This window comes from Mannheimia kashgarensis (genome assembly GCF_041807705.1).
Classification (GTDB): domain Bacteria; phylum Pseudomonadota; class Gammaproteobacteria; order Enterobacterales; family Pasteurellaceae; genus Mannheimia.
Map to the genome: position 1 here is coordinate 150,628 of NZ_JBGTYY010000001.1, position 12,856 is coordinate 163,483.

At 39.0% G+C, this 12,856-nt stretch carries 11 protein-coding genes; 2 read left to right on the forward strand and 9 right to left on the reverse strand.

Annotated elements, in window-relative coordinates:
• Positions 1 to 186: 186 nt before the first annotated feature.
• Both dnaA and dnaN read left to right on the forward strand, forming a co-directional pair.
• Entirely contained in the window at positions 187 to 1,536 is a 1,350-nt protein-coding gene (gene dnaA / locus ACERCF_RS00740; protein ID WP_373624271.1) for a chromosomal replication initiator protein DnaA, read from the forward strand.
• A 24-nt stretch (positions 1,537 to 1,560) separates the two neighbouring features.
• Positions 1,561 to 2,664, forward strand: a complete 1,104-nt coding sequence (gene dnaN, locus ACERCF_RS00745; protein WP_373624272.1) for a DNA polymerase III subunit beta — start codon at positions 1,561 to 1,563, stop codon at positions 2,662 to 2,664.
• 283 nt (positions 2,665 to 2,947) lie between these two features.
• On the opposite strand, the gene ACERCF_RS00750 is transcribed toward dnaN, so the two are convergent.
• The 9 genes from ACERCF_RS00750 to ACERCF_RS00790 all read right to left on the reverse strand — a co-directional run bounded on the left by ACERCF_RS00750 (position 2,948) and on the right by ACERCF_RS00790 (position 12,796).
• Entirely contained in the window at positions 2,948 to 3,994 is a 1,047-nt protein-coding gene (locus ACERCF_RS00750; protein WP_373610355.1) for a hypothetical protein, read from the reverse strand.
• 466 nt (positions 3,995 to 4,460) lie between these two features.
• Positions 4,461 to 5,081: a YfgM family protein gene (locus ACERCF_RS00755; protein WP_176807320.1), complete on the reverse strand. Its 621-nt coding sequence runs from the start codon at positions 5,079 to 5,081 to the stop codon at positions 4,461 to 4,463.
• Positions 5,082 to 5,089: 8 nt separating this feature from the next.
• The gene (gene hisS, locus ACERCF_RS00760) at positions 5,090 to 6,361 is read right to left on the reverse strand and encodes a histidine--tRNA ligase (RefSeq protein WP_373610354.1); all 1,272 of its coding nucleotides are present in this window, start codon (positions 6,359 to 6,361) and stop codon (positions 5,090 to 5,092) included.
• Positions 6,362 to 6,370: 9 nt separating this feature from the next.
• Positions 6,371 to 7,480: a flavodoxin-dependent (E)-4-hydroxy-3-methylbut-2-enyl-diphosphate synthase gene (gene ispG / locus ACERCF_RS00765; protein ID WP_373610353.1), complete on the reverse strand. Its 1,110-nt coding sequence runs from the start codon at positions 7,478 to 7,480 to the stop codon at positions 6,371 to 6,373.
• Positions 7,481 to 7,574: 94 nt separating this feature from the next.
• Positions 7,575 to 8,543: a RodZ domain-containing protein gene (locus tag ACERCF_RS00770; protein WP_373610352.1), complete on the reverse strand. Its 969-nt coding sequence runs from the start codon at positions 8,541 to 8,543 to the stop codon at positions 7,575 to 7,577.
• A gap of 183 nt (positions 8,544 to 8,726) precedes the next feature.
• Positions 8,727 to 10,103, reverse strand: a complete 1,377-nt coding sequence (gene argH, locus ACERCF_RS00775; protein WP_373610351.1) for an argininosuccinate lyase — start codon at positions 10,101 to 10,103, stop codon at positions 8,727 to 8,729.
• Positions 10,104 to 10,205: 102 nt separating this feature from the next.
• Positions 10,206 to 11,369, reverse strand: coding sequence for a tRNA 2-thiouridine(34) synthase MnmA (gene mnmA, locus ACERCF_RS00780; RefSeq protein ID WP_373624273.1), 1,164 nt, complete (start codon positions 11,367 to 11,369; stop codon positions 10,206 to 10,208).
• A 131-nt stretch (positions 11,370 to 11,500) separates the two neighbouring features.
• Entirely contained in the window at positions 11,501 to 11,746 is a 246-nt protein-coding gene (gene nqrM / locus ACERCF_RS00785) for a (Na+)-NQR maturation NqrM (RefSeq protein WP_006250397.1), read from the reverse strand.
• A gap of 12 nt (positions 11,747 to 11,758) precedes the next feature.
• On the reverse strand, positions 11,759 to 12,796 hold the full coding sequence (locus ACERCF_RS00790) for an FAD:protein FMN transferase (RefSeq protein ID WP_373624275.1): 1,038 nt from the start codon (positions 12,794 to 12,796) through the stop codon (positions 11,759 to 11,761).
• Positions 12,797 to 12,856: the final 60 nt, after the last annotated feature.

Consider the following 12,856-nt stretch of genomic DNA (forward strand, 5'->3'; position numbering starts at 1 on the left):
AAAATTTTTCGCCCTTATTTTTATTAATTGATTTGCAAATTTTTAGTAAAAGATGACCGCTTGTAGGGCTAATAGATAATAATTTAACTATTCTCTTCGTTTATTTCTTCTGCCAAATCTCTCAAAAATTTGCAAGATTTCTCCCCTTTTTTCAGGTATCATTATCACCTTTAATAACAATAATTTTTGGAGCAAATTGTGTCTTCCCTTTGGTCTGATTGCCTTAATCATTTACAAACGAAAGTATCGCCAACTGATTACAGCACTTGGCTACGTCCTCTGCAAGCCAGTTCTGATAACGGGGAACTCACGCTTTATGCTCAAAACCAATTTGTTGAAAATTGGGTTAAAGATAAATTTTTAGCGGAAATTACTGAATTAGCGCATTTTTTATCTAAAAACGACAATTTGGTTGTCAATTTAAGAGTGGGTATAAAACCTACCGAGCAACCAAAACCACAAATCAGCTTAAAAAACGAGTCTTCCGAATTTAGCAATACAGGCTTTAAAACGGGGTTAAACCCACACCAAACGTTTGATAATTTCGTACAAGGTCGTTCAAACCAACTGGCGAAATTAGTGGCTCAACAAGTGGTGGATAATTTAGGCGAAAGCCATTGTAATCCGCTCTCTTTCTATGCCGGCACAGGTTTAGGTAAAACCCACTTATTACACGCTATCGGTAATGAATTGGTTAAACGCAATCCAGCTGTGCGAGTGCTTTATATCCACCTTGAGCGTTTTTACCGTGATATTATCAAAGCCATTAACAGCTCAAATAACGATGCGGAAAAAATCAAAAAATTCTATCGCTCGCTTGATGTATTGATGATTGACGATATTCAATTTCTTGCTAATAAACCAAAAGTACAAGAAGAATTTTTACATCTACTCAATGCTTTATTTGAGCAAAGAAAGCAGATTATTCTAACTTCTGATGTTCTGCCTAAGAATATTGATAAAATTGATACGGCAATTAAATCTCGCCTAAGTGGCGGTATTAGTGCAACCATTGAACCGCCTGAATTGGAAACCCGTGTGGCAATTCTTCGCCAAAAAGCCTTAGAACGGGGGGCAGATTTACAAGAAGATGCGGCTTATTTGATGGGGCAAAAACTTCGCACCAATGTGCGTGAATTAGAAGGGGCATTAAATCGTGTGATTGCGTGGCAAAAACTCACACTTCGCCCAATTACGGTTGATGCGGTGCGTGAAACCTTACAAGACTTATTTGCCTCTTTCGATTACTTAATTACAATTGAAAATATTCAACGCATTGTAGCGGAATATTACGGCATTAAAGTGGCGGATATAAAATCAAAAAGCCGTGCCAGAAGTGTTGCCCGCCCTCGCCAAATGGCAATGGCATTAGCAAAAGAGCTTACTAATCATAGCTTGCCTGAAATTGGCAGAGAATTTGGCGGACGAGATCACACAACTGTGCTACACGCCTGCAAAACGATTAATGAATTACGTGATACCGAAAGCGGTATCCAAGAAGACTATATCAATTTAACGCGTAAATTATCATCTTAAGCTGTTAAGAATAAAGGAATGATTATGCAAATTACGATTACCAGAGACCAATTACTCAAGCCTTTGCAGCAGGTATGCGGCGTATTAAGCAGTCGCCCAACTTTGCCTGTGATTAACAATATTTTATTAGAAATTGAAGGCGATCGTTTATCTTTAACTGGAACGGATTTAGAAGTTGAATTAACCACCCAAGCTCAACTGCTACAAGCGGTCGATTTTGCAGGAAAATTTACCATTCCAGCCAAAAAATTCTTAGATATCAGCAAAAGTTTACCTGATGACAGCGTGATCTCCGTTGAATTCGAAGAAGATAAAGCGATCATCAAAGCAGGTCGTAGTAAATTTAGCTTAGCCACTTTACCTGCCAGCGATTACCCTAATTTAATGGATTGGAAGCCTGAAGTTGATTTCTCGATTGAGCAATCAACGCTTGCACGCCTAATTGACGCCACCCAATTCTCAATGGCAAATCAAGATGCCCGTTATTTTTTAAACGGTATGAAATTTGAGACCGAAGGCAATTTATTACGCACCGTTGCCACAGATGGACACCGTTTAGCCGTTTGCACAATGGTGCTAAACCAAGAACTTTTAACTCATTCGGTTATTGTGCCACGCAAAGCCGTACTTGAACTTTCACGTTTAGTTTCAACAACGAGTGATGAAGTTCGTTTAGAAATTGGCTCAAGCAATATCCGCATTACAATGAACGGTATTGTGTTCACGTCTAAATTAATTGATGGCAGGTTCCCAGACTACCGCCGTGTTCTGCCTCGCAATGCAGATCGCATTTTAGAAGCGGATACTGAAACACTAAAACGTGCGTTAATGCGTGCGGCTATTCTCTCAAACGAGAAATTTAGAGGTGTGCGTTTAGCACTAAGCAATAACCTACTTAAAATTACTGCCAACAACCCAGAGCAAGAAGAAGCAGAAGAGATTATTGATGTAGCCTACGACAGCCCTGAAATGGAAGTGGGCTTTAACGTAAGCTATGTGTTAGATGTACTAAACACTCTAAAATGTCAACGAGTACGTTTCAGCTTAGTCGATTCCAGCTCAAGCTGCTTAATTGAAGATTGTGATAACCCCTCTGCAGAATATGTAATTATGCCGATGCGTCTATAATCCTAGATGCTCTAAATAATAAGCCCCTATTTGATCTGCCCCCAAAAGTTAACACTGATTAAGGTGCAGATTTTTTATGCCTAAATACAACTAATCTTTCAAAAAGCAAATCAATGTTATCTCCAAAACAGTAAATCGGATCATTAGCACTATAACAATCACCTGCTAGCGAAAACAAAAAGGACTAAGCCCGTGCAATACAGAACTTAGTCCTTAAATTAAAATAGCCTAAATTTTAGATTTTAGATCAAAGCGTATAGCTTTTCGATACTACGCGTATTGATTAGTGAGCCAAAGGGCGAGCTAAACGATAGTTCGCAGCAGCTTTTTTCGAACCAAGCACACAAGCTACAAAGGTTAATAGTGTGCTAATTAACCAAAATAGACCAGAATATAGTGCAGCTTTACGAGCAGCTTCTTCAGCAGCAGCTAAAGCTTGTTCTGCTTTAGCTTTAGCATCAGCAACAGCTTGCTCAATTTTAGCTTTATATTCTTGATAAGCAGAAACTGCTTCATTGCGAATTTGCTGAGCTTCAGCTTCGCTTAAACCTTCATTTTTTAACTGAACGATGATTTTATCACCTGTTAACGCATTCTCAATTTCAGCAGCACGTTTTTTAGCATAATCATCTAGATTTTTCCACGTCTCGATGCTATTAAAGTCCATATTTTTGATTTCATTTTTAGTGGTATTAACCATTTTTTCTACCACATTAGCAGACGCACTGATTTGCTCTTTAGAGAATGTATCGTTGTTTTTAGCAACCCATTGTTCAATATCTTCACGACTGATGTTGCCGGTAACTTGTTGATAAAGCTCTTGTGCTTTATTGGTAATGATATTAATCACATTACCTGATTCTCCAGCAGATGCCTCTTCTAGTTCTTCAGAAATAATAGAACCGATAGAACTTGAACTGATAACACTCGTAGTTACACTAGCTGTCGAATTGATCGCAGAACCTGCAGTACGAGCAACGTTACCTAGCCCGTTCATAGTTGAAAAAGTAGTGATAACGATGATAGTAGCGGCAGTCAAGATACCCGTTAAGACAGCATCTTTTGGTAAGATGTCAGTGCCATCACCAAATAAAGCTTCAGGTGCTGATGCCTTAACAGCAAAATAGCCTGCAACAAAAGCACTGATTAAAGCTGTGATAACAGCATAAACGCCTGCAGCAATGCCAGCACCGCTTAAATCCAATGACAAGAATGAACCAACAACTAATGCTAAAGCAAACATAACCATGCTAACAACTAAGCCCATAACAAGCCCAGCCAAAATGCCGCGCCACGAAGGTCGTCTAGCTGCTGTATATGAATGTTGCATATTTTCTCCTAATAACCAATAAATAAAATAATATGAAATAGGGATTACTTATTTATCCAAAAAGCAACCTTATTAATTTACTTAGGCTAACCAAATGAGCTAGCCATTTGATAAACGTTATCTTAATTCAATACATTTACCAAATAAAAAGCGATTGATTGAATTTAAATTTTAAAATTGATTGAAATAAATTTTCAATTAAAAATACTTCAAGCAAAATAAATTACTATCAATAGAAAAAAGAGAATACTCTCCTTTTCACTTTACGCTTCTATTATAATCAAATTTATTTTTTAATAGTAGTTTTTTTAATAAGTTTTTACTACTTTTGTAACAATTATTACAATATTCTAGGTTTCTAATCATCCACTATGGCAAGAAATTTGTTTTTCTATGAAAAAATTAACCCTCAACATCAAAAATATAAAAGCCTGATTGACTTTCTATTTTCAATCAGGCTTTATTTTTATAAATTATTCAAACGCACATCAATTAAGGTTTGCTCTTGAGGAGCCGCATTTAATCTAGCTTGTTCGTAAGCCATTTTAGCGGCAGGCTTATCACCTTTTGCAACAAGAATATCGCCAATTAGGATTTGCTTACGTAACTCCCACGCTTTATCTTGAATCTGAGTAAGACCTGCAAGTGCTTCATCATAAGATTTTAATTGGTAATCCACTTGTGCTAAACGAAAACGAGCCAAAGTTTTCAATGTAGAATCAGATTGAGTTAAAGCGGATTGTAACGCTACTTTAGCTGCAAAAAAATCGCCTTTTTCGACCGCTTGTTTTGCTTGCTCAAATTGTGCAAAAGTCGCATAGCTTGAATCTTGATTATCCGCAATAAACTTTTCTACAAGCGGTTGATTTTTATTTGGATTTTGCAAATAGCTCTCCATCACACGCTGATATGATGCGGAAGTCTTTTGTGCCGTTTCAAGCTGATGGTTTTTCCAAAAATTCCACCCCAAACTGGCTGCACAAACTAAAATAATTGCGACTAAAATAGGGGTACCATTTTCCTTAAACCAATTTTTGGCATCTTCAAACTGCTGTTCTTCGGTTTTATTTAAATATTCGTTACTCATTTTTTCTCCTAAAATCGTTTATTAAGTTCAGCAATTAGTTCTGATTGTGCAATCGTAATCTGCTCAGAACCTGAACGCAGGTCTTTGATAACCACTTTTTTTTCTGCCACTTCACTTTCGCCAATTACTAATGCAATCTTTGCTTCCATTTTATCTGCACGTTTAAATTGTTTTTGGAATTTTCCACCTGAACAGTGGCTCATTACACGAAGTTGTGGTAATTCGGTGCGGATTTGTTCTGCCAGATGGAACGCATTAACTGTTGAGCCTTCGCCAGAGAAGACAATATACACATCAACCGCTTTTGGTAAATCAATCTCTTTATTTACTTCTTGAACTAATAGCACTAAACGCTCTAAACCCATCGCAAAGCCTACACCTTGCGTTGCGTGTCCGCCAAGCTGTTCAACTAAGCCATCATAACGCCCACCGCCACAAACTGTGCCTTGTGAACCTAAAGCTGAAGTTACCCATTCAAATACGGTTTTGTTGTAGTAGTCTAAACCACGCACTAATTTCGGGTTGATTTCATAAGCAATGCCCATTGAGTCAAGCAATGCACAGAGTTGCTCAAAATGCTCACGGCTGTCATCATCTAAATAATCCAGCAGTTTCGGCGCATCGTTTAGCACTTGTTGTAAGGCTTCGTTTTTAGTATCTAAAATACGCAGTGGATTTTTTACCAAACGTTTTTTCTCTTCTTCGCTCATTAAAGCGGTGTGATTTTGTAAAAAATTTACCAATGCAGAGCGATAATTCGCACGAGCTTCTAACGAGCCAATTGAGTTCAGCTGTAAAGAAACATGCTGATCGATGCCTAACTCTTTCCATAAACGAGCCGTTAAAATAATCAATTCCGCATCAATTTCTGGATTAGGAATGCCAAACACTTCCACACCTGCCTGGTGGAATTGGCGATAACGTCCTTTTTGTGGACGCTCGTGGCGGAACATTGGTCCTATATACCACAAGCGTTGTTCGTTATTATAAATCCAGCCACGCTCAATTGCTGCACGCACACAACCTGCTGTGCCTTCGGGGCGAAGGGTTAATTGCTCATCATTATCCCAGAATGTGTACATTTCTTTAGATACCACATCGGTGACTTCGCCAATCGCACGAGCAAATAACGGCGTACTTTCAACAATTGGCATACGCACTTCTGAATAGCCATAACTTGCCAGTACATTACGCACTTTTTCTTCCACCCATTGCCATAATGGGGATTCTGTTGGGGAGCAATCGTTCATTCCACGAATTGCTTGAATTGTTTTTGCCACTATTTTTTCCTATTTATTTACAACATCTATGCTATTATTTTGTTGTGCCACTCTCGCACGAATTTTAGCTTCTAATTGGTCGATTAATTTTGCATTGTCAAAACGCTCTTTTTGACGCACACCATCTAAATAGAAGCCACTCATTTTATTACTACCCGTTACACCTAAATCTGATACCAACGCTTCACCCGGCCCATTTACCACGCAGCCGATAATGGAAACGTCCATCGGAGTAATAATATCTTCTAAACGCTGCTCTAGCTCATTTACTGTTGCAATAACATCAATTTCTTGGCGTGAACAGGTTGGGCAAGCGATAAAGTTAATGCCGCGTGAACGAATACGTAGTGATTTCAAAATATCAAAACCGACTTTAATTTCCTCAACGGGATCAGCCGCCAAAGAAATACGCAACGTATCACCAATTCCTTCTGCTAATAGTAAACCTAAACCAACCGCAGATTTAACTGAACCTGCTCTTGCACCACCTGCTTCGGTGATCCCTAAATGCAGAGGCTGATCGATCTGTTTTGCAAGAAGTCGGTATGATTCGACCGCTAGGAATACATCTGACGCTTTCACACTGACTTTGAATTGATCGAAATTAAGACGATCTAAATGATCAACGTGGCGTAGTGCCGATTCTAATAATGCTTCTGGTGTTGGTTCGCCATATTTTTCTTGAAGATCTCGCTCAAGCGAGCCTGCATTTACCCCAATACGGATCGGGATATTCTTATCTCTAGCACAGTCTACTACGGCGCGGATTCGCTCTTCGTTACCGATATTACCCGGATTAATTCGCAAACAATCTACACCATATTCCGCCACTTTTAAGGCAATACGGTAGTCAAAATGGATATCTGCCACTAATGGCACATTCACTTGCTGTTTGATAACTTTGAAGGCTTCTGCTGCATCCATTGTTGGTACAGAAACACGTACGATATCCGCCCCTACTCGCTCTAAAGACTTAATTTGAGCAACAGTTGCTTCCACATCAGTGGTACGGGTATTTGTCATTGATTGTACCGAAATAGGTGCATCGCCCCCTACCGGCACATTACCCACATAGATTTTTTTCGATACCCGACGTTTAATTGGAGATTGATGTATCATATTTTTAAATAGTCGTTAAAAGTTATAAAGCAGAAAACGCTCGTAAAATAACAATCTAAGCTGCTAGCTTACGGCGTTTTTATTCTTAAAAAGATTATTGCAATGGCAAACGAATACGAGCGACACGTCCATCAATTTTTAATGGTACTTCCTGCCCTTTGTAATAAATTTTTACATTTGCAGGTGCACCAATGGTTAAACGATATTGCTCATTTTCATTAAAGGTTAATACTTCGCCATTATTATAGAGCTTTTCAGCTAAACGTTTATTTTTCGCATTTCTCACCGTAATCCAACTTTGCGAGCCTGTGATTTCAATGCGTAACTCATCATTACTGATCGCTGCTGGCTGCTCTGTTGTAGCTTCAGCCTCTGTTGTTGGCTGCATCTGCTGGAGAACGTTTGCAGGTTCAACTGCTACTTCCGTTTCAGGTTTTGGCGGTTCAACTGTCTGAGCTGCTGTATTTTCCTGCTGGTTTGGTTCTACAACTGTAGCAGTTTCAGGCTGTGGCTGAACTTGAGGCTCTTGCACTTGAATTGGCTGTTGAACAGGCACAGAAACTTGATTGCTAGGCTCAACAGGCTCTGTATTTGTTGTTTCCACTACAGGACCTGAATTCACAAGCTGTTCACGGTTTTCCTGATCTTTCTGATAACCCTGCCACCACCATAACAGCGTCATACCTAATGCGGCTAAAAGCACAAATATAGTTAAATATTTCAATGCTTTACCCTGTGAATTTGATGATGGTTTTACAGGCGAAACCTTTGTAATCTCTTTCGGAATGGTTACTTCGCCATAATTCACAGAAGAAACCAACGATTCAGGCAAACGTAAAAATTTCACATAATTACGCACATAACCACGCACAAAGGTGGGAGCGACATTTTTTAAAATAAAAATATCACTTTCAATCGACTCAATGTGTAATTTTTTTAGGTTTGTTTTTTGAGCAACTTCGGCAATAGAAAGATTTAATGCCTCACGAGCTGCTCTTAATTGTTGCCCTAAAGTGAGAGCTGAATTAGGCTGTTCCTGAATAGGGTTCACTGATTCGGTCATACAACACTCTTGAAATAAAATAGTGGAAATAAAAATTCAAAAAATTATTCGGAAGTTTAAAGAGGTAATGCCCATTTTGCAATCATAACGAGCAAAAATTTGAAAATTAAATATGCAAGCGGCCATATTTACAGAATTTTTTGCAAATTTTGTTAAAAATACGACCGCTTATATCTAAAATAATTAAGAAGCTAATGAGACTTTTGCCGCAGTAATCGCTTCTGCTATACGCTGTGGATTTACCCCACCTTTGGCACAACGTTTTTCTAAGCAAGATTCTAATGACAAAATCGGATAAACATCATCACCAATTGAATGATGGAATTGCTGGAATTCATTAATGCTTAATGCTTCAAGTGGCGCTTTTTTGCTGATTGCATATACCACCGCTTCACCTACAATATGATGTGCTTCACGGAATGGTACGCCTTTTGCGACTAAGTAATCAGCTAATTCCGTTGCATTTGCATAACCTTGTTGAGCCGCTTCACGAGTACGTTCTGTGTTCACTTGAATATCAACTAACACAAGCTCTGCAATTTCTAAGCAAGCCTGCCAAGTTTCTAACGCATCAAAAATGCCTTCTTTGTCTTCTTGCATATCTTTATTATAAGCAAGTGGTAAGCCTTTTAAGGTAGTTAGAAGCCCTGTTAATGCCCCGAATACACGCCCTGATTTACCACGAATAAGTTCGCAAGCATCCGGGTTTTTCTTCTGTGGCATTAATGATGAACCAGAGGTTACACGATCAGACATTTCAAGGAAACCCGATTCACCACTGTTGAAAATAATCAAATCTTCGGCAAAACGGGATAAATGCATCATACTGATTGCAGCCGTTGAAAGCAGCTCTAAAATATGATCACGGTCTGATACACTATCTAAACTGTTACGGGTCGCTTCTTCAAAACCTAAATCACGGGCAAGGAGATCACGATCAATGCCATAAGCCGTGCCAGCTAACGCTCCCGAACCAAGTGGGCAAGTGCTCATACGCTTATTTGCATCACTTAAACGACTGAAATCACGCTCCAGCATTTCATAATATGCCATACACCAATGGGCAAAAGTAACAGGCTGGGCTCGTTGTAAGTGAGTGTAGCCCGGCATAACCGAGCTCTGATTTTCGTCTGCAACAGAAACCAAACGCTCTTGTAACGCTCGGATACGTTCCTGCAAAGCAACCGCTTGCACTTTACACCACATTTTAATATCCACCGCCACTTGGTCGTTACGGCTACGCCCTGTGTGTAATTTTTTGCCCAAATCGCCCACTTTTTCGATTAGCTTAGATTCTACCCAACTGTGAATATCTTCCGCATCATCTTTTAAAATAATGGTTAGGTTAGATTCCACCTCTGCACGCACCTCTTTCAATGCTGCAATAAGCTGCTCTAGTTCAGCTTCGGTTAAAATACCAACCGAAGTAATGGCTTTCGCCCAACCGATTGAGCCTTCAATATCTTGAATTGCTAAGCGATAATCAAAACGTAGTGAATCATTAAAATATTTAAATTTTGCGTCTGCTTGTTGTGTAAAACGTCCACCCCAAAGAGCCATAATTATTCCTTATTATCTTATCAAAATGAAAAAGGCGTTTCACCGCCTTAATTTTCCACTATTTTGCATAAATATGCAGAATATTTCAATATTTATTTACAACTATTTTAATTTTTCTTCAATAATTCCACCGCCTAAGCAAACTTCACCTAAATAAAACACGGCAGATTGCCCCGGCGTCACCGCAATTTGTGGTTCATCAAATATCACACGAATGGCTTCATCATCAATGACTTGGATTTCACACGGAATATCCGCCTGACGATAGCGAGTTTTCACCGTACAGCGTAAATTTTCACGCAGTGGCTGCATATCTACCCAAGTAAGCTGCTTGGCAATTAAACCTGTTGAAAGTAGTGCCGAATTATCGTGCCCTTGAGCAACCACTAACACATTATTAATCAGATCTTTTTCCACAACATAAAATGGATCTTCACTCAAGCCTTTCACACCACCAATACCTAAACCTTTACGCTGACCCAGTGTGTGATACATCAAACCATCGTGGCGACCAATCACTTTACCATCAACAGTGCGAATTTCGCCTGGTTGAGCGGGTAAAAAACGAGCTAAGAAATCTTTAAATTTACGTTCGCCAATAAAGCAAATACCCGTAGAATCTTTTTTCTTTGCCGTGGCTAAACCTAAATCTTCGGCAATCGCTCGCACAATCGGCTTTTCAATTTCGCCCACAGGGAACAAACTCTGCCCGACTTGCTTTTTATTGATAGCATATAAGAAATAGCTCTGATCTTTATTTTCATCTAAGCCACGCAATAGTTTTGCGTTTTGATCGTCTCCGCTTCGACGAACATAATGCCCTGTGGCGATATAATTCGCCCCAAGATCTTCCGCTGCATACTCTAAAAAGGCTTTGAATTTGATCTCTTTGTTACACAAAATATCAGGGTTTGGCGTACGTCCTGCTTTATATTCTGCAAGGAAATATTCAAATACGTTATCCCAATACTCAGCAGCAAAATTGATTTTGTGCAGCTTCATACCGAGTTTATTGGCAACCGCTTGTGCATCAACTAAGTCCGCCGCTGCCGTGCAGTAATCGGTATCATCATCTTCTTCCCAATTCTTCATAAACAAACCTTCAACGATATAGCCTTGTTGTTGAAGAATAAAAGCGGAAACGGAGGAATCCACCCCGCCCGACATACCAATAATCACTTTTTTCTTGCCGTTTTCAGCAAGTTGCTCAGGGGTTAATTTAGGGAAATGGGTGTCGTAGGTTTTTGAGGTTAATTGAGTTGTCATAAATCTCCCGTAACTTCGGTTAAGGCGAAGCACATTTGGTTAGTTATAAAAGCAACAAGCGGTTAAATTTGCAAAAAATTTTGCAAATCATACCGCTTATAGATGAATAATAAAATTAAAGAAGTTAAAGACTACTTCACTTCGTAAAATTGTGGTTCTTTATTAAAACGTGCCACTTCTTCAGGATCGGCTGTGCCGTCTGCGATTTTTGATTTTAAGTTATCACAAGGCTCTTCGCAGTCGCACATTTTTTTCATACCTAAAGCGGTGATACCGCCACAACTGCCTTTAATGGTTTTGCCTTTTACGATAAAGCCAATCGACATTGCAAAAATTACTGCAACAAAAAAACCGAAAGTTAATAATACAGTTTCCATTTTCCACTCCAACTATTGTGATTGAGTTAATTTTTTAAATTCGCTCGACATTTGTGTTTCAAACTTGTCGCCATTTTTAACAATTAAAAATATCGCTAATTTTTCACGTTCTGCAAGTGCTAATGCTTTTTCCGCACCTAATACAAATAAGCCTGTTGATAATCCGTCCGCCGTCATTGTTGTTGGGGCGAGTACAGTAATTGAGGCTAAGTTATGGCTTACTGGGCTTAATTTTTGCGGGTCAATAATATGTGAAAGGCGGTTGCCGTTTTCATCTTCAAAATAATTACGATAATTGCCCGATGTTGCCATTCCTAAATTATGTAAAGGCACAGTAATTTGTACAGATTGTGCTTGTTCCATTATAGGCTGTTCAATCGCAATTCGCCAACCTAAACCTTGTAAATTTTTGCCTTTGCCACGCAACTCGCCACCAATTTCAACTAAGTAGTTGCTCACGCCTAATTTTTCAAGATGCTCTGCCAATTTATCGACACCAAATCCTTTCGCAATAGAGGATAAATCTAAATAGAGATTAGGTACGCTTTTAGTAAGTATTGGCTTACCTTCTGTTCTAAGAATAATTTTATCAATGCCGACATAGCTAGAACGCTCTTTAATCTGCTCATCAGAAGGCACTTTATTTAAACGTTTATCAGGCCCAAATCCCCATAAATTCACCACAGGCCCAACAGTAACATCTAATGCTCCTTCTGTGATTTTGTTTAAGCGAATGGCTTCTTCCACTACTTTTGCAAAATCTTGCGAAATTTCAACCGCTTGATTGGTTTCTTTTAGCTGATTGAAACGGCTAATTTCCGAATCTTGCTGGTAAGTGGACATTTGGTTGTTCACATCTACTAATAATCGATCTAACTCGCTTTTTATTTTTTCGGGATTAGACAGATTTTTCACTTCACCATTATCAATATATTTGACGGTGTAAGTCGTTCCCATCGTTTTACCTTGCAAGGTTATTTGCTCGGGGGCTTTTTCACAGGCTGCTAAGAGCAGTGAGAAAATAGCAAAAGCGAAAAATTTAACGTTCATTTTTTCTCCGTAGGGTGCAACAAGTTGCACCCTACAATTTTTATTCTTAAATTCACCACA